Here is a 16665-nt window from a genome sequence, read left to right on the forward strand (position 1 = left end):
CGGTGTCGCCTCAATGCCCCCTATGCGCCACCGGGCGGGTCGCGGTGGGTGAAGGCGGCGCGCAGGTCCGGCTCGCCGATCGCGCGTACGCCCCGTACGGCGACGGAGGTGAGGCAAGTGCGGTCGTCCGCGCCCCGGGAGCGCCGGACCAGGGCGTTGAGCAACCGCTGCCCGGCCGGGGAGGCCCACTTCGCGTACGGGTGGATCTCGATCCGGGCGATGGCGAGGCAGCTCAGGGTGAGCACGAAGGGCAGCGCGAACCAGAGCGCGACCAGGTGGGCCGGCATGTCCGACCGGGCGGGTGCCGGCAGGGCGACGGCCCCCAGCGCGAGGACGACGGCCGCGGCGAGCCGCACCTGCCGGATCGCGGCCACGATCCCGGTGCGCGCCCCGTCGGGCACGGCGAGGCCGGCGCTGACCAGTCGGTCGGCGAGGCTGCCCACCGCGTCGGCGGCGGCCGCGGCGTCCCGCACCGGCTCGATCCGGGACTGTCCCTCCGGCCCGATGGCCCCTATCACCGAGCGCTCCATCTCGTCCCGCCCACGCGGATCGACGACCGTCGCCCAGCCGGTGTGCGCGAGCAGCAGTCGGCGCTGCCGCGCCATGGAGACGAGGGTCAGATCGGCGACCCGCCGCGGTCCGCCGGACAGGAACGCGGCCTCGTACAACGTCAGATCGTGTCCCCGGCCCGCAGTCGCCTCTTTCGTGTCCATGGCGGCGGCGTGCACGGCGGCCAGGCACAGCCGCGTGCACGCGGTGCCGGCGACGGCCCAGGCCAGCAGCAGGAGAAGGACCCAGAACATGCCGCGTTTCTATGCCAAAGCCTCTGGGGGCGCCATGTCTTCTTCACCATCCGGACGGAGAGTTGCCGGGATGTGACGTTCCGGATGGAGGGCCCAGGCGGTCAGGACACCTCGAAGCGCTCAGGTTCGCCGGAGTCCTCGGGTTCGCCGAAGTCCTCGGAGTCGTCCGCCCGTGGGCTGGTGGCGGCCGGCGGGAGGGTGTAGCTCGGCGACGGCGAGGGCGGCGGGGGCGGCGGGGTCATCGGGACGGCGGGCGCCGGGTCGGCGGTCGGGCCGGGCGGGGCGGGGGTGGGCGTCAGCGGCGGGGTGCTGTCGGCGACCATGTCGCGGGCCAGGGCGTCGAAGTCGACGTACCCGGTGGCCTCCAGGACCGTGATGTGGTCCAGCACCGTGGTGTTGGCGTCGTCGGCGAGCTTGCGGACGAGGGTGTTGCGCGTACTGGCCCGCACCTGGGCGACGACGGAGAACACCTTGCCGTGCGCCAGGCGCAGGATGTTGGCGAACCGCCAGTCGTACTCGACGCCTTCGGCCGCGTTCAGGGTCGCCAGCCACTCCTGCTGCTGCTCGGTGGGCTCGTTGGGCAGGGCCAGGCTGAGCTTGCCGGCGACGTCGCGCACCCGCTCGTCGAGGAACGCGTGCCCCTCGACGAGGTGCTGCCCCGCGGTCCGTACGGCAGGAGTCGCCCCCTTCTGCCGCGCCTGCTGCCCGGCGGGCAGCTCCCACAGCCCCGCCAGCCGGACCTTCGTGATGAAGTCCCGGTCGAGCGCGGACAGCGGCCCGTACCCGGTAGAGACGGTCTCGGCGTTGAGCGTGTCCAGACCGGTGCCGGACCGGTCCGCGTACGACCAGATCGGAAAGATCATCGCCAACAGCGTCGCCGCCAGGCCCGTGATGATGAGCCCGGTGCCGCTGAAGATGCCTCGGCCGTGGACGGGGGGTCGCGGTCGCATGGTGCCTCCTGTTGCGGCACCGCACGTTAGTGCGCTTCGGGGGTGGGGTTGGCATATTACTTCGGGGTACGTCGGGGTCTACGCCAACTGCCGTACAGGAGCGAATGGTTGCAACGGGGTTGGATACGGGCGAATGGGGGAGTAAGGGTGGGTGGCGCACGGTGGCAAAGAGGGAGGAAAGGGGTGAGTTGCCGGGGGTGCGGGCTGGGGTGTTAACCCCGGCACACTCGTTGGGGGCCTTGGCGTCCGGCAAGGGGACGGCGGTTGGCGTAGGCGAGCCGGCTCACCGCCACAGCAACACCCGGCGCGTGGCCCGAGCCAGTCGTACCCCCGGTCGTCGCGAATGCGGCTTCGGTCCCGACCGCTCCAGCCACCACTCCCGCAACTCCGCGCGCACCCGCGCTTCTTCGAGTCGCCCCTCGGCCAGCAGATATCCGGCGAAGTCCAGCGCGTCGCGGCGATAGCCGTCCGTCATCGGGTGCCCGTGACCGTAGGCCAGGAAGGCCCGTCGGTAGCCGTCGCCGAGGATCACCGGTAGTTCGGGTGCCACCTTCGCCACGACATCCGCCCGCTTCCCGGCGAGGGCCCGTGCCTGCACGCCGAGCCGCACCCGGTCGAACCCCTCCGGCACCGGCGTACCGGCGACGAGGGCGGACAGCAGGGCGGCCTGGGCGAGGGCGAGGCGCTGGCGGGCGGGGGCGAGTTCCGCGGGGGGTTCCGCCGGATGTGCGGTGTCCTTCTCCGGTACGGGTGCCGTTTCCCGCGAGGTTCCCTCGGCAGTCGCCGCCCGCTCCGCCGCCCCCTTCTCCAAGGCCCCCCGAATCGACCCCAACTCCCGCTCCAGCTCGGCCGGTTCCGGAAAGTTCTCGTCCCTCTCCAGCAGCACCCCCGGCGGGGACACGCGGGACGCCAGGTCGGTCAGGACGTCCAGGACCGGCTGCGGAACCGGGTGGGCGTGGCTGTCGTGCCAGACGCCGTCGCGTTCGAAGCCGCCCGCGACATGGACGTACGCGATGGCCTCCAGCGGCAGCTCGGCGAGCGCCTTGGCCGGGTCCTCGCCCCGGTTGACGTGGTTGGTGTGCAGATTGGCCACGTCGATCAGCAGCCGCACCCCCGTGCGGTCGGCGAGCTCGTACAGGAACTGCCCCTCGGTCATCTCCTCGCCCGGCCACGAGATCAGCGCGGCGATGTTCTCCACGGCGAGCGGCACGGGCAGCGCGTCCTGGGCGATGCGGACGTTCTCGCACAGCACGTCGAGGGCGTCCCGGGTGCGGGGGACCGGAAGGAGATGGCCCGCCTCCAGCCGCGGGGACGCGGTCAGCGAGCCGCCCGCCCGTACGAACGCGATGTGCTCGGTGACCAGCGGCGACCCCAGTGCCTCGACCCGCTCGGCGAGCGCGGTCAGCCGCCCGGCGTCGGGCCGCTCGGCCCCGCCGAGGCCGAGCGAGACGCCGTGCGGGACGACCGTCACCCCGCGCTCCCGCAGCCGTACCAGGGACTCGGGCAGATGCCCGGGGCAGACGTTCTCGGCGACGGCCTCGACCCAGTCGATGCCCGGCATGCGCTCCACCGCGTCCGCGATCTCCGGACGCCATCCGATGCCCGTACCCAGTCGCTCCATCGCCCCTCCTCGGCCTCTTCCCTACCCGCTGTCCCGTCTCCTCGGACGTGTCGGTTCGTAGCGGGGGTATGGCCCCGCATGCCCGGCCCGAACCGCCCGGGGGGCACCTTCAGAGCAACATTTGAGGTTCGGATCCACGCCCCGTCACACATCCCGGCGCCCCCATGCCCCGCCAACGGCCCCGCAAGGTCGTACGCGCCGGACGCCGGGGATGTTCAAATACCGGCAGGCCTACCGCAGTGCCGGGTGATCGGCGACGACGGTGCACGACCCGGGCGCGATCTCCGTGAACCCCGCGTCCCGCACCACCGGCAGCCCCCCGCTCGTCAGCTCACGCCAGCGCCCCGGCTCCGCGCTCCGTACGGCCAGCGGGAACCCCGCGTCGCGCCAGGCGGCCCGCTCCTCGTCCGACAGCTCCCACCAGGCGAGCTGCGCCGCGTGCCCGGTCTGCGCCATCGCCTTGCCGGCCGACATGTCGAGCTCGGGGTTCAGCCACAGCACGGGTGCCGCCGGGTCGGCGTCCACGGGCGGCTCCGGATCGTCGAGATCGGTACCGGAGACCTGGAGCTTCGCCAGTTCTTTGGGCCAGCCGTCCAGGGGCACGGGCGGGAAGACCCGTACCTCGGCCGACTTGCCGGTCACGGTGATGCCCGGCAGCTCCTGCGCCCGCCGCCACTCGGCGCCGCGAGCCCGCCGCACCACCTTGCGGATCCGGGCGTCCTGCCAGTCCCGCATCGGCTGCGCCCACTCGCCCTCGCCGGCCGACCGCTCGTCGCTGAGGATCACGAGCACGGCGCGGGCGGCTGTTTCCAGCGCGTCGGTGCGGGCCGGGGGCGCGCTCTTCTCGATGCGGACGACCAGGGGCAGCACGAACTGCGGTGCCTGGTCGCGGGCGCTCGGCTCGGAGCGGAAGGGGCTGTCGGTCTCGGGCGTCGGATCGATGTTCACGTCGTTCACGTCCTCAAGTGTGCCAACCCCGAGAGATGATGATCCTCATGCAACGCGATCTTCGTCTGGACAACGTGGGCCGCCGATACGGCCTGCGCGGCCCCTGGGTCTTACGGGGCGTCCACCTCTCCGTGACCCCCGGCGACCTCATCCGCGTCGAAGGCCCCAACGGCACCGGCAAGTCCACCCTGCTCCGCCTCGTGGCCGGCATTGACGCCCCGACCGAGGGCCGTATCACCGGCCGCCCACGCACCGCCTACGTCCCCGAACGCTTCCCGACGGCCCTCCCCTTCACCGCCCTCGGCTATCTCACCCATCTCGGCAAGGTCCACGGCCTCTCCCGCCCGGCGGCCGCCCGGGCCGCCCTGGAGTGGCTCGACCGGTTCGGTGCGGCGGCGTACGCCCGTACGCCCATGGCCCAGTTGTCGAAGGGCAGCAGCCAGAAGGTCGCCGTCGTGCAGGCCCTTCTCGCCGAACCGGAGCTGCTCGTCCTGGACGAGGCGTGGACCGGCCTCGACGCGGCCGCCCGCGAGGAGTTGGAGCGCGCCGTCGCCGAACGCACCGCGGACGGCACTGCCGTGGTCTTCGTGGACCACGACCCGAGCCGCCTGGCCGGGGCACCGGACGCGACGTACACCGTGCGGGACGCGGGCCTCGATCTCCGTACGGAGCGGGTGGCCGCGGAACCCGCCGGCCCGCACATGACCGTCGTCGTCCAGGGCCCGCGCGGCGCGCAACTCCCCGCCGACGAGACCCGTACGGTCATATCGGTCGAGGAACCCGCGCCCGGCACCCACCGTCTCACCCTTCCCGCCTCCCACTCGGACGTCCTGCTCCGGGCCCTGCTGACGGCCCGCCCGCCCTGGCACGTGGTGAGCGTGAGCCAGGGCCCGTCCGCGACGGAGCCGAGACCGACCCCCGACACCGAGAGCCGCCGATGACTGCCCTCCTCAGCTACCAGACCGCCCTGCTGGTCCGCTCGCAGCGCTGGCTGCCGCCGTTCATCCTGTACGCCGCGTTTCTCGGTATCGGCGTGCAGGGCGGCCAGCCCATCCTCGACTCGCTCGGCTTCACGGCCGCGGCCCTGCTGCCCGTCGCCGCCTGGCTGGTGCGGATCTGTGTCACCAACGAGCCGCCCGCAGCACGCAGTTGTGTCTCCGCGGCGGCCGGTCCCGGGCGGGCGCACCTCGCCGCGCTGCTGGTGGCGCTGACCGCCGCGGCGCTCGTCGGCACGGTCGCGACCGTCGTCGTGACGCTCATCAGCGACCCGGTGAGCGCGAACCACCAGACGCGCGTGCCCCGGCTTCCGGCGGGCGCGGCCGGGCTGCTCGCCACGCTGGCCTGTGCCCTGCTCGGGACGGCCGTCGGCGCCCTCACCACCTGGCCGCTGCTGCGCTCGACCGGCCGCGCGGTCCCGGCGATGCTGCTGGCGGCCCTGCTGGCCGTGGTGGTCACCGGCTCCCCGGCCCAGGCGGCCGTCAGTGGCCTGGTCACCGGCTCCCGCTCGGGCACGGTCCCCCTGCCCCTGCTGCCCCTGGCGGCCGCGGCCCTGCTCACGGCGGCGGCGACCGCCGTGGCCTGCACGCTCACCTCCCGAAGATCACCCTGAACAGGCGTCAGCCTGAACAGGCGGTCCGCTGGGCCTCCTGCCACTCACACACGGGGCACAGGGTGATCCCCTTGTACGACTCCGGATACTCCGTCGGCTCCCGGCACAGCACACACTCTGCGTAAGGCGGACCATCGGCCTTGGGCGGCCTGGTCGCGGCGATCAGGCAGTAGTCGTTCGTGGACTGGTCCTCGCTCATACGTCCAGCGTACGAGCCTCAGCCCGGTCCGCCGGCGGCCCCGATCAGCTCGGACACCTTCACGAACCGAAAGCCCCTCGCGCGCAGCTCGGGCACGACGCGCCGGACCACCCGCTCGGTCGTCGGAGCCGCGCTGCGGGTGCAGTGCAGGACCACCACGGACCCCGGCCGCACCCCGTCCAGCACCTCCTGGGCCACCGCCCGGGCGTCCGTCGCGAACGCGTCCCCGCTCACCACGTCCCATTGCACGGCGGTGACGCCGGCCGCGGCGAGCGCCTTCAGGGCACGCCGGTCGTAGCAGCCCCCGGGGAACCGGAAGTACGGCATCGCGTCACGGACCCCCACCTTCCGGAACGCGGCGTACGCCCGCTCCACGTCCGCCCGCATCCGCTCCTCGCCGACCGTCGGCAGCCCGTAGCAGTCGTCGGTGAAGGCGTAGTGGCTGTACGAGTGGTTGGCCACCTCGAAGAGCGGATCCCGCCCGATGGACCGGGCCTGCCGCGGATACTCCTCGGCCCACCGACCCGTCATGAACATGGTCGCCGGCACCTTCAACTCCCGCAGTGCCGCGACGAGCCCCGGATTGTCGAACCGTTCCCCGCGCGCCGCCCGCGCCCCCTGGCCGGCGGTCATGTCGGCGTCGAAGGTGAGCGCGACCGTCTTGTCCCCGGTCTGCGGGCCGCGCTCGAAGACCGGGGTCAGGCCGGCGGGGCCGGGCGCGAGCGTCGGAGGTCCGGCCGAGGGCGAGGTGGTGACGGCTGAGCTGGACGCCGGGTGGGGAGCGCGGGCGGCCCCGGGTGCCCCGCACGCGGCGAGCCCGCTCAGGGTCGCGCTCACAGCACAGACGGCAGCGATATGTCGTACAAGTGTGATCACCGCATGAAGATATGGGGATCAGATGGTCATATCGGTACTGGTATGGGTGTGCCGGGCCCGTGTCACCCGCCCGGCGGGACCGGACTGCTCAGGGGCCCTCTCAGTCGGTGCGCGTGCAGCGGCCCGTCGGCGCGGTGACCGGAGGGCGGCACTGGAGAACGTACTCGGTGGCGTCCGTGCTCACATAGCGGCCGATGCAGGTGTTCGGCGAGGTGCGGCCCCGTTCGGCGCAGAAGGTCAGGGCGGCGCGGCCGTCGGTGAAGGGGCCGGGGGCGTAGAACACCCAGTAGCCGGGGCGCAGGGACGCGTGGTCGTCGCTGCGCAGGACGGCGGTCTCCGGTACGGACTGGCGCAGGACGGCGAGCCGGCGGTCCCGGTTGGCGGTGCCGGCCGAGACGGGTTCGGAGTGGAGTTGGGCGATCCAGCGGCCGTCGGCCGGTGTCGGCGTCGGTTGCCGACGTGCCGGGACGGCGGTGGCGGTGGCGGTCGGCGAGGGCGTCGTGGCGCGGGCCTTGTCGGCGCCGCCCGTGTCGCCGAGGCGCGGGGTGAGGACGAGTGCCGCCGCTGCGGCGAGGGTCAACGCCGCGGCCGCGGCCACCATGAGGGGAGTGCGGCGGCGAGGTCCGTCCACCCCTGTGGGGACCGTGGGGCGCGGGGACTCCACCTGTGTGGGCGTCGGGCGCGGGGCCACGGAGGTCGCCGTCGGCAGGGCGGCCCGGTCCGGTGTCGTGCCCGCTTCCACCTGCGCCAGCATCTCGTCCAGCCGGGCGGCGTCCGGGCGCGCGGCCGGGTCACGGACCAACAGGGCTTCGAGCACCGGCGTCAGCGGGCCCGAGCGGGTCGGTGGCGGGAGCGGGTCGTCGAGTACGGCGGCCAGGGTGGCGAGGGTGGTGGGGCGGCGCAGAGGGCTGACGCCCTCGACGCACACGTACAGGACCACGCCCAGGGACCAGAGGTCGGCCGGCGGGCCGTCGTCATGACCTCGAATCCGCTCCGGGGCCATGTACTCGGGCGACCCGACGAACTCGCCCGTGGCCGTGAGACCCGTCGTGCCCTGGAGGGCGGCGATTCCGAAGTCGGTGAGGACGGCGTCGCCGTCGGGGCGCAGGAGGATGTTGGCGGGCTTGACGTCCCGGTGCTGGATGCCCGCCGCGTGTGCGGCCCGCAGCGCGGCGAGCACCTGTCGGCCGAGGTGGGCCGCCATCGTCGGAGTCAATGTGCCGTCGTCCAGCCGTCGTTGCAGAGAGACTCCCGGCACCAGCTCCATCACGATCCACGGATGCGGCTCGGCGGACACGATCTGATGGACCGTCACCACGCGCGGATGGCTCAGCCGCGCCAGCGCCCGCGCCTCGCGCAGCACCCGCTCGCGCATCACGCCGACCGTGTCCGCGTCGGACCGCACCGCCTTGAGGGCGACCTCGCGGTCGAGCACCGTGTCGCGAGCCCGCCACACGGTGCCCATTCCGCCGCTGCCGAGCCGTTCCACCAGCTCGAACCGGCCGTCGACGAGATCCCCCGGAGCGTTCATGCCGCTCAGGTTAGAGGACCAGCCGGAGCACCTATCCGCGCCAGGGTCCCGTCACCGCGAACGTCGTGCCCGGCGTGTAGCAGTTCACGTACATCGTCCCGCCGTCCGGCGAGAACGTGACCCCGGCGAACTCGCCCCACTCCGGTTCCTCGGCCGTCCCGATGTTCTGGGCGTTGCGGGCCATCGCGTAGACCTGGCCGCGTCGCGTCACGCCGAAGACGTGCTGGGCGCCGTTGCCGTCCTCGCACACCATGAGCCCGCTGCTGGGGGCGAGGCAGATGTTGTCCGGGGACTCGCCGGGCAGTTGGAGGTTCGTGTCGGGGCCGAAGACGATCACGAGGGTGAGGCGGCGCTCGGCGGGGTCGTAGCGCCAGATCTGGCCGTAGTGGTCCGCCGCCGAGCCCTCCGCTCGGCGGGCGAAGGACGAGACGAAGTAGACCGAGCGGCCGCCCCAGTAGCAGCCCTCCAGCTTCTGCGCGTGGGTGATGCCCTTCGGGCCGAAGTCCTGGTGGCGGATGGGGGTCCGGGTGGCCAGGGGGTCCGGTACGTCGGCCCACTCGATGTTCTCGAAGCTCGCGCCCGTCTCCTGGATCGAGGAGAGGTCCGGGACGCCCGGCACCCGCATCGCCTGGAGGCGGCCGCCCGCGCGCAGGGTGCCCGGGCCGCCGTGCGGCTGGTGCGGGAGGAAGCGGTAGAAGAGGCCGAACGGCTTCTCGAAGGCGTCCTCGGTCTCATAGACGATGCCGCGTCGCGGGTCCACCGCGACGGCCTCGTGCTGGAAGCGGCCCATCGCGGTCAGCGGGACCGCGCCCGAGCGGTACGGGTTCGCCGGGTCGACCTCGAAGATGAAGCCGTGGTCCTTGGTGTAGCCGTTGGTGCCGGCCCGGTCCTCGGTCTCCTCGCAGGTCAGCCAGGTGCCCCAAGGGGTGGGCCCGCCCGCGCAGTTGACGGCCGTACCGGCGATGGCGACCCGCTCGGACAGGACCTTGTCGTGCCGGTCGAGCGTCAGGGCCGTACAGCCGCCCTTGCCGGCCGGGTCGTAGGTGAGGCCCTCGACTGTCGGGACGGGAACCCTGGCGTCGGCGCGGTTCTCGTGGTTGCGGACCAGGTGGACGCGGCCGTGCCTGCCGCGCAGGGCCGTCATGCCGTCGTGGTTGGAGGGGACCAGGCCCTCACCTGAGCGCAGCCGGTCGCCCTCGCGGGAGAGAACCCGGTAGCGGAAACCTTCCGGCAGATCGAGCAGGCCCTTCGGGTCGGGGCCCAGCGGGCCGTATCCGGTGTGGCCGAGGTTCTGTGCGGCCGCGGTGCCCGCGAAGAGTTCGGTGAGATTGCCGGCGAAGGCGATCGAGACACCCAACGCGCCGGTACGCGCGAGGAGTTGACGACGTGACGTACGGTCGGTGGTCGTGTTCTCGGGCATGGGGAAACCTTCCTGCTGGCGGACAGGAACTGTGACCCCGCCGTGTCTATCACCTGGTGCGGGTCGCGTGAACCACGCGCGTAGCGTGTGTCACTTCTGGAGGGGCTGTCCGGGGGGCTCCGGCTCGGACTCCTCGACGGCGATGTGCTCGGAGGCGGGTTGGACCGCCTGCTCCGGCGCCGGCTGGGCCCCCCTCTCCAGGAACCGCAGCAGCTCCACCGGGATCGGCAGCACCAGCGTGGAGTTCTTCTCCGCCGCCACCGCCATCACCGTCTGGAGCAGCCGCAGCTGGAGGGCAGAGGGGGCGTCGGCCATCTGGTGCGCGGCCTCGGCCAGCTTCTTGGAGGCCTGGAGTTCGGCGTCGGCGTTGATGACCCGGGCGCGCCGCTCGCGGTCGGCCTCCGCCTGCCGGGCCATGGAGCGCTTCATCGACTCCGGCAGGGACACGTCCTTGATCTCGACGCGGTCGATCTGCACGCCCCAGCCGACGGCCGGGCTGTCGATCATCAGCTCCAGGCCCTGGTTGAGCTTCTCGCGGTCGGACAGCAGATCGTCCAGATCGCTCTTGCCGATGATCGACCGCAGCGAGGTCTGCGCCATCTGGGAGACGGCGAAGCGGTAGTCCTCGACGTTGATGATCGCGGCCGTCGGATCCACGACCTTGAAGTAGACGACCGCGTCGACCCGCACGGTCACGTTGTCGCGGGTGATGCCCTCCTGGGCCGGTACGGGCATCGTCACGATCTGCATGTTGACCTTGTGGAGCCGGTCCACGGCGGGGACGATCAGGGTGAACCCCGGGTCGCGCACCGTGCCCCGCAGGCGGCCGAGCCGCAGGATCACCCCGCGCTCGTACTGCTTGACGACCCGTGCCGCGGCCGCGACGTACACCGCTCCCGCCGCGACGACGCCCAGGGCCACGCCCAGCAGCTCTTCGACCATGACGACCTCCTCGCGGAGAGGGCCGTTCCCTGTGCTCCTGTAACGATATGCCCGGTGTCCGGTCCGGGGCCATGGACGGCCCCGGACCGGGGTTCACGCCGCGTCAGAGGTCATACGGCGGTCAGGGTGAGGTGAGCCGCACCGGTTCCGTGCCGACCGCGCTGTGCCGCTCGGCCCAGTTCTCCAGGGCCGTACGGCAGGCGTGGTCCAGGTGGTGCAGTCCGGACAGGTCCAGCTCCACCGGGCGGTCCTGGGGCAGGGCCTCCAGGCTGTCGAGCATCTTCGGCAGCCTGAGGAAGGTCGCGTTGCCCGACAGGTACGCCTGGATCGGTCCGGCGCCCTTGTCTATGACCTCCAGCTTCAGGTGCGAGGCCTCCCAGGCGGTCTTGGCGACCGACAGGGCCAGACCGATCAGCACGCCCTCGAACATGTTCACCGCGACGATCGAGACCGCGGTGACGACCAGGATCAGCGCCTCGCCCTTGTGGCTCCGCCACAGCGCCGCGACCTCGCGGAACGGGATGAGCTTCCAGCCCGCGTGCACCAGGATGCCGGCCAGGGCGGGGATCGGGATCAGGGCGAGGGCCCAGGGCATCGCGGCGGCGAACAGCAGCAGCCACACGCCGTGCAGCACCCGGGACGCCTTGGTCTTCGCGCCCGCGTTGACGTTGGCGGAACTGCGCACGATCACCGCGGTCATGGGCAACGCGCCGAGCAGTCCGCACACCGCGTTGCCCGCGCCCTGGGCGATCATCTCCTTGTTGTACTCGGTGCGCGGGCCGTCGTGCAGCCGGTCCACGGCCGCCGCGCTGAACAGCGACTCGGCGGACGCGATCAGCGCGAACGCGACGATGGTGCCCCAGACGGCGGGACTGGCCAGCTCACCGAAGGCCTCGGCGCCGGGGGGCTGGATGACACCGAGCAGGCCCTCCACCTGGACGGTGGCGACGGGCAGGCTGAAGGCCAGCGAGGTGACCGTGGCCAGGACCACCGCCGCGAGGGCGCCCGGCACGGACTGCACCGCCTTCGGCATCTTCTTCCACAGCGCGATCACGGCGATGGTGCCCGCCCCGATCGCCAGCGAGGCCAGCGCCTCAGTGCTGCCGAACGCGTCGGCGAAGGCTTCCGGGAGCCCCACGATCTTGTCGATGCCGGTCTTCGGGGCCTTCAGGCCTGCGGCCGCGTAGATCTGCCCGGCGATGATCACCAGACCGATACCGCACAGCATGCCCTCGACGACCGAGACGGATATCGCGCGGAACCAGCGGCCGATCCCGGAGAAGCCCATGGCGAGCTGGAGCAGACCGGCCATCAGCACGATCACACCGAGCGTGGCCACGCCGAACTCGCTGACGGCTTCGAAGACCAGGACGGTCAGACCGGCGGCCGGCCCCGACACCTGAAGGCTGCTGCCGCGCATGAGCCCGGTGACGAGTCCGCCCACGATGCCGGTGATCAGGCCCAGCTCGGCCGGTACACCGGAGGCGACGGCGACGCCGACGCACAGCGGCACGGCGACCAGGAACACGACGACGGAGGCGAGGAAGTCCTGCCGCAGGTGAGGATATTTGGTCATCATGCCGATCACAGCGCCTCGAACGCGTCGGTCTCGGCGTTGTGGGCGCGCACGGCGCCCTTGTGCACCTCGTAGTACCAGGCGTGCAGGGTGAGTTGACGCTCCTTCAGCTTCTTCTCGATGAACGGGTACGAGCGCAGCCGCAGCAGCTGCGTCAGCACATGGGCCTGGACGCCCTCGGCGACCTCCGGGTCCTCGGCGGCACCGGACGGGCGAGGGGTGGCGTGCGAGAGCCAGTCGCGCACGGCGGGTACGGCGTCCAGGTCGTCGCCGCGCACCAGCGCGCCGACGGCACCGCAGTGGGAGTGGCCGCAGACCACGATGTCGCTGACGCCGAGGACCTCCACGGCGTACTCGATGGTGGCCGCCTCGCTGGTGGGGTGCGCGGAGGCGTACGGCGGGACGATGTTGCCCGCGGTGCGCAGCTCGAAGAGCTCGCCGGGACGGGCGCCCGTGATCAGGGCCGGTACGACCCGGGAGTCGGAGCAGGTGATGAAGAGGACCTGCGGGGACTGCCCTGCGGCCAGTTTGGCGAACTCCTCAGGGCGCTGTCCGAACGTACGGGCGTTGTCGATGAGGGGCTGCATGTGTGGTGACTCCTCCTGGCGCGCCGCAATGGCGCGTCGGGGTTTACATGACAGAGGTGGGGGGACTGCACTGCCTCTCAGCAGCGGAAGACCTGAAGTCCCGCGGGAGTGTGGGACGTCGAGGATCTCGACGTGCGCTGATGCGCGCTGCCGGGTGTGCCCGGCTGGTGCGCGGACGCGGGGTCCCGGGTGAGCAACGGTCGGTCGGGTGCCTGGGCTCCGGTGTCGGCGAAGCGCAGTTGGTCCCGGGTGCGCAGCGGGCCGGTCGGGTCCCCATTGCCCGACGGCATGCAGTGGCGGAACGTGAGGGTCTCGTCCCGTAGCGCCTTGCCGGAGAGCTTGATTCCGGGCTGGGCTTTGGCCTCTGCCTGACTGACCGTATGCGCGTGTGCGAAGGAAGCGGCGGGTGCGAAGAACTGGAGGGCGAGCAGAACGGCGGCGAGGAGCGACACCACGGTCCGTGCCCTCGTACCTCGGAACATGCGCCCCCCTCCAGACAGTCCGCACCTATTGTGCGCGCCAACGCTTAGTCAACCGTTGGTCAAGAAACACGTTAACCCGGCAAAGTTGTTTGCAGGGTTAACTTAGCGTTTCGAGCTGAAGAGAGCCTGAAATGCGCGGGTGGCTTGGCCTGAACTACCCCTTGACCAGGGAGACTTAGTGGGTTAGCAGGCCCTTGGCGTCGCGGGCCAGCGCGGTGAGTCGCGAGATGGCGCGGAAGTACTTCTTGCGGTACCCGCCCTTGAGCATGTCCTCACTGAACAGCTGGTCGAACGGCCGTCCGGATGCCAGGACCGGGACTTCACGGTCGTAGAGCCGGTCCGCGAGCACGACGAGCCGTAGCGCGGTGGACTGGTCGGGTATCGGCTGGACGTCCGTGAGACACACGGCCTTCAGGCCATCGGTCAACGCGCCGTAACGGCTGGGGTGGACCCGGGCGAGGTGCTCCAGCAGATGCGGGAAGTCGTCGAGCGAGGCGCCCTCGGTGGCGTACGCCGCCCTGGTCACCTGTTCGTCGGAGTAGGGCGCCGGCGCCTCGGGCAGACCGCGGTGGCGGTAGTCCTCGCCGTCGATGCGCAGGGGGCGGAAGTGCGCCGACAGGCCCTGGATCTCCCGCAGGAAGTCGGCCGCCGCGAAGCGGCCCTCGCCGAGCTTGCCGGGCAGGGTGTTGGAGGTGGCGGCGAGCGCGACGCCCGCGTCGACGAGCTTGCCGAGCAGCGTGGAGACCAGGACGGTGTCGCCGGGGTCGTCGAGCTCGAACTCGTCGATGCACAGCAGACGGTGACCGGAGAGGGTCTGCACCGTCTGCTGGAAGCCGAGCGCGCCCACGAGGTTCGTCAGCTCCACGAACGTGCCGAAGGCCTTGAGGGACGGCTCGGCCGGGGTGGCGTGCCAGAGGGAGGCGAGCAGGTGGGTCTTGCCGACGCCGTAGCCGCCGTCCAGGTAGACGCCGCGGGGGCCCGCCGGCACCTTGGGCGCCTTTGGCCTGCCGAACCCGAGGAAACCGCGCTTGGCCTTCCCGGCGCCGCTCGCGTGCGCTCCGCCGAGCCCGGCCGCGAAGGCCTCCAGGACTCCGACCGCCTCGATCTGGCTGGGCTGGTTCGGGTCCGGGATGTACGTGCCGAAGCGGACCGAGTCGAAGCGCGGCGGCGGCACCATCTCGGCGACCAGCCGGTCCGCCGGGACGTGCGGCTCACGGGCGCACAGGGACAGCGGGCTCGCTTCGGCTATCGGGCTCGGCTTGGACACGGCGGAGGAGGACGACACGGTTCACCATGCTAAGCGCCGTGCCACACTCCATGACATGCGACGCCTGTTCCCTGTGACCGATGAAACAGCAGCGAAGGCCTCCGGCGGTCCGGCCGGGGACGACGGGGTGGGAGCTGCCGAAGGGGGACCTGTGACCGGCGGGCCCGGGCGGGCTGTCGGTCGTCGGGCGGGAGCCGGGGACGCCGGTACGGCCTCGGCGGGCGGTGGACCGAAGGCTGACGCTTCCGGCGCACCGGGCGCTACCCCGGCGGGCGGGGCTGCCGAGGGGAGTGGGGTGGCGGCCGCCGAGGAAGGGGCCGCGATCCAGGGGGCCGGGGCCACCGGCTTCGAGACGGCCGGGCTTCCCGCCTTCAGTGCGTCCGGCGTCGGCGGGGATCGTCGGGCGGGCGCTGATGCGAGGGCTCTGCCGGGGGGCGATCCGGGCGACCGGGAGTGGAGTCTTGCCGAGCTGGCCGCCGCTTATGCCTATCCGGAGCCCGGGCCGGGAGGGCCGGTGCCCTGGCTGCGGGCCAACATGGTGTCCACGCTGGACGGGGCCGCCCAGCACGACGGACGTTCGCAGCCCATCTCCACCGCGACCGACATGCGGATCTTCGGCACGCTGCGGGCGCTGGCCGACGTCGTGATCGTCGGCGCCGAAACGGTACGCCAGGAGGGATACCGGCCGGCACGCGCGCGTGAGGAGTTCGCCGAGGCGCGCGAGGCGGCCGGACAGGGCCCCGCGCCGGCCATCGCGGTGGTGAGCGCAGGCCTGGAGCTCGACTACAGCCTGCCGCTCTTCACCTCGCCCCTGGTGCCCACCCTGATCCTGACCGGCGCCGCCGCGGCACCGGACCGGGTCGCTGCGGCCGAGAAGGCCGGCGCCCGGGTGGTGATCGCCGGTGACGGCGTGGGCGTGGACCCCGTACGCGCCGTCCAGGCCCTCGCCGAGCTCGGTCACACCCGGCTGCTGACCGAGGGCGGGCCACGGTTGCTCGGGCAGCTGGTGGCCGCCGGAGTGCTCGACGAGCTCTGTCTGACGATCTCCCCGATGCTCACCGCCGGAGGCGCCCAGCGCATCGCCGGCGGGCCGTCGGTGGCCGTTCCGAAACGGTTCGAGCTGGTGTCGCTGCTGGAGGAGGACGGCTTTCTGTTCAGCCGGTACCGGCGGACGTGAGGTCAGTTCGGTTCGAAAAGGGGTTCTATGTATCCCGTGGTCCCGAAAACGGCGGAATCCACCGTTCCGTTTAGCTTCCGCCGGGCACACTAAAACTCGCAGTCCCCGTGCGAGCACGGGGCAGGATGGTTTCCGCAGAAGGGGCGCCCGGTGTTCACAAGCGTTTTGATGATCGAGAAGGCCCTGACGTCCGCCGACGTGGAGTTCGTCACCACCTTGCACGGGGACGAACAGGTCTCGTTCCATGTGCTGCTCCAGCCGCGCGGCGAGCAGGCAGACAGGTTGCTGCGCGCCATCGACGACATCGCGCTCGGCGAGCTGGACGAGGCGGTCCGGGAGGGGAGCACCCCGGAGGGCGAGGAGGCGCTGAGTACGGGGGAGCGGGCGCTGGAGGTGTCGCTGACCGCGTTGCGTACGGCCGGGGCGGAGGCGGAGGGGCGGCTGCTGGAGGACCACCCGCTCGACGCGCTGAGGGCCGTGGTGGACGAGGTGGGCGCGGATGAGGTGATCGTGCTGACGGATCCCCACTACGTGGAGGAGTTCTTCCACCGGGACTGGGCGTCTCGGGCTCGGCACAAGGTGGGGGTGCCGGTGCTGAAGCTGTTCTCGCACAGCAGGGTGTAGTGCCGTAGGGGCTTCGGTGGTTTGCCGGGTGCGGTCCCTGCGTCCCAGGCGCG

At 72.0% G+C, this 16665-nt stretch carries 17 protein-coding genes; 4 read left to right on the plus strand and 13 right to left on the minus strand.

The genetic code is table 11. From position 1 onward, the window contains the following. Positions 1 to 20 precede the first annotated feature (20 nt). The 4 genes from KUM44_RS32185 to KUM44_RS32200 all read right to left on the minus strand — a co-directional run bounded on the left by KUM44_RS32185 (position 21) and on the right by KUM44_RS32200 (position 4322). Positions 21 to 803 (minus strand): TIGR04222 domain-containing membrane protein, encoded by a 783-nt coding sequence (locus KUM44_RS32185; RefSeq protein ID WP_217213284.1) that lies wholly within the window; start codon positions 801 to 803, stop codon positions 21 to 23. Between the two features lie 101 nt (positions 804 to 904). Beyond that, entirely contained in the window at positions 905 to 1753 is an 849-nt protein-coding gene (locus KUM44_RS32190; RefSeq protein WP_217213285.1) for a DUF4142 domain-containing protein, read from the minus strand. A gap of 283 nt (positions 1754 to 2036) precedes the next feature. Beyond that, positions 2037 to 3374, minus strand: coding sequence for a DUF692 domain-containing protein (locus KUM44_RS32195; protein WP_217213286.1), 1338 nt, complete (start codon positions 3372 to 3374; stop codon positions 2037 to 2039). A gap of 231 nt (positions 3375 to 3605) precedes the next feature. Continuing rightward, entirely contained in the window at positions 3606 to 4322 is a 717-nt protein-coding gene (locus tag KUM44_RS32200; protein WP_217213424.1) for an aminoacyl-tRNA hydrolase, read from the minus strand. A 47-nt stretch (positions 4323 to 4369) separates the two neighbouring features. Between KUM44_RS32200 and KUM44_RS32205 the strand changes: the two genes are divergently transcribed. Both KUM44_RS32205 and KUM44_RS32210 read left to right on the plus strand, forming a co-directional pair. Next, the gene (locus KUM44_RS32205) at positions 4370 to 5263 is read left to right on the plus strand and encodes an ATP-binding cassette domain-containing protein (protein WP_217213287.1); all 894 of its coding nucleotides are present in this window, start codon (positions 4370 to 4372) and stop codon (positions 5261 to 5263) included. Next, on the plus strand, positions 5260 to 5931 hold the full coding sequence (locus KUM44_RS32210; protein WP_217213288.1) for an ABC transporter: 672 nt from the start codon (positions 5260 to 5262) through the stop codon (positions 5929 to 5931). The genes KUM44_RS32205 and KUM44_RS32210 overlap by 4 nt, the downstream gene beginning before the upstream one ends. Before the next feature lie 7 nt (positions 5932 to 5938). Here the strand turns inward: KUM44_RS32210 and KUM44_RS32215 are convergent, their stop codons facing one another. The 9 genes from KUM44_RS32215 to zapE form a co-directional block, all read right to left on the minus strand. Next, a complete protein-coding gene (locus KUM44_RS32215) occupies positions 5939 to 6130 on the minus strand; it encodes a hypothetical protein (RefSeq protein WP_217213289.1) in 192 nt (63 codons plus the stop codon). Between the two features lie 18 nt (positions 6131 to 6148). Then, entirely contained in the window at positions 6149 to 7006 is an 858-nt protein-coding gene (locus tag KUM44_RS32220; RefSeq protein WP_217213290.1) for a polysaccharide deacetylase family protein, read from the minus strand. Between the two features lie 100 nt (positions 7007 to 7106). Further along, positions 7107 to 8537, minus strand: coding sequence for a serine/threonine-protein kinase (locus KUM44_RS32225; RefSeq protein WP_217213291.1), 1431 nt, complete (start codon positions 8535 to 8537; stop codon positions 7107 to 7109). 31 nt (positions 8538 to 8568) lie between these two features. Beyond that, a complete protein-coding gene (locus KUM44_RS32230) occupies positions 8569 to 9957 on the minus strand; it encodes a PhoX family protein (RefSeq protein WP_217213292.1) in 1389 nt (462 codons plus the stop codon). Between the two features lie 90 nt (positions 9958 to 10047). Continuing rightward, positions 10048 to 10899 (minus strand): slipin family protein, encoded by an 852-nt coding sequence (locus KUM44_RS32235; protein WP_217213293.1) that lies wholly within the window; start codon positions 10897 to 10899, stop codon positions 10048 to 10050. 121 nt (positions 10900 to 11020) lie between these two features. Further along, complete coding sequence (locus tag KUM44_RS32240; RefSeq protein ID WP_217213294.1) at positions 11021 to 12475, minus strand: SulP family inorganic anion transporter; 1455 nt, start codon at positions 12473 to 12475, stop codon at positions 11021 to 11023. An 8-nt stretch (positions 12476 to 12483) separates the two neighbouring features. Continuing rightward, positions 12484 to 13062 (minus strand): carbonic anhydrase, encoded by a 579-nt coding sequence (locus KUM44_RS32245; RefSeq protein ID WP_217213295.1) that lies wholly within the window; start codon positions 13060 to 13062, stop codon positions 12484 to 12486. 77 nt (positions 13063 to 13139) lie between these two features. Then, positions 13140 to 13544 (minus strand): hypothetical protein, encoded by a 405-nt coding sequence (locus KUM44_RS32250; protein WP_217213296.1) that lies wholly within the window; start codon positions 13542 to 13544, stop codon positions 13140 to 13142. Positions 13545 to 13719: 175 nt separating this feature from the next. Beyond that, entirely contained in the window at positions 13720 to 14829 is a 1110-nt protein-coding gene (zapE, locus tag KUM44_RS32255) for a cell division protein ZapE (RefSeq protein ID WP_217213297.1), read from the minus strand. A gap of 406 nt (positions 14830 to 15235) precedes the next feature. Here zapE and KUM44_RS32260 point away from each other — a divergent pair, with 406 nt between their 5' ends. Together KUM44_RS32260 and KUM44_RS32265 are read left to right on the plus strand one after the other, a co-directional pair. Next, positions 15236 to 15988 (plus strand): pyrimidine reductase family protein, encoded by a 753-nt coding sequence (locus KUM44_RS32260; protein WP_217213425.1) that lies wholly within the window; start codon positions 15236 to 15238, stop codon positions 15986 to 15988. A gap of 150 nt (positions 15989 to 16138) precedes the next feature. Then, positions 16139 to 16612 (plus strand): indole-3-glycerol phosphate synthase, encoded by a 474-nt coding sequence (locus KUM44_RS32265; RefSeq protein WP_217213298.1) that lies wholly within the window; start codon positions 16139 to 16141, stop codon positions 16610 to 16612. Positions 16613 to 16665: the final 53 nt, after the last annotated feature.

This window comes from Streptomyces sp. AC550_RSS872, assembly GCF_019049285.1.
Lineage (GTDB): Bacteria > Actinomycetota > Actinomycetes > Streptomycetales > Streptomycetaceae > Streptomyces.

What these genes read in the sequence shown, in the direction of transcription:
- KUM44_RS32185 (WP_217213284.1), bottom strand. Translation starts at nt 803, where the DNA reads ATGTTCTGGGTCCTTCTCCTGCTGCTGGCCTGGGCCGTCGCCGGCACC.
- KUM44_RS32190 (WP_217213285.1), bottom strand. Translation starts at nt 1,753, where the DNA reads ATGCGACCGCGACCCCCCGTCCACGGCCGAGGCATCTTCAGCGGCACC.
- KUM44_RS32195 (WP_217213286.1), bottom strand. Translation starts at nt 3,374, where the DNA reads ATGGAGCGACTGGGTACGGGCATCGGATGGCGTCCGGAGATCGCGGAC.
- KUM44_RS32205 (WP_217213287.1), top strand. Translation starts at nt 4,370, where the DNA reads ATGCAACGCGATCTTCGTCTGGACAACGTGGGCCGCCGATACGGCCTG.
- KUM44_RS32210 (WP_217213288.1), top strand. Translation starts at nt 5,260, where the DNA reads ATGACTGCCCTCCTCAGCTACCAGACCGCCCTGCTGGTCCGCTCGCAG.
- KUM44_RS32215 (WP_217213289.1), bottom strand. Translation starts at nt 6,130, where the DNA reads ATGAGCGAGGACCAGTCCACGAACGACTACTGCCTGATCGCCGCGACC.
- KUM44_RS32225 (WP_217213291.1), bottom strand. Translation starts at nt 8,537, where the DNA reads ATGAACGCTCCGGGGGATCTCGTCGACGGCCGGTTCGAGCTGGTGGAA.
- KUM44_RS32230 (WP_217213292.1), bottom strand. Translation starts at nt 9,957, where the DNA reads ATGCCCGAGAACACGACCACCGACCGTACGTCACGTCGTCAACTCCTC.
- KUM44_RS32235 (WP_217213293.1), bottom strand. Translation starts at nt 10,899, where the DNA reads ATGGTCGAAGAGCTGCTGGGCGTGGCCCTGGGCGTCGTCGCGGCGGGA.
- KUM44_RS32240 (WP_217213294.1), bottom strand. Translation starts at nt 12,475, where the DNA reads ATGACCAAATATCCTCACCTGCGGCAGGACTTCCTCGCCTCCGTCGTC.
- KUM44_RS32245 (WP_217213295.1), bottom strand. Translation starts at nt 13,062, where the DNA reads ATGCAGCCCCTCATCGACAACGCCCGTACGTTCGGACAGCGCCCTGAG.
- KUM44_RS32250 (WP_217213296.1), bottom strand. Translation starts at nt 13,544, where the DNA reads ATGTTCCGAGGTACGAGGGCACGGACCGTGGTGTCGCTCCTCGCCGCC.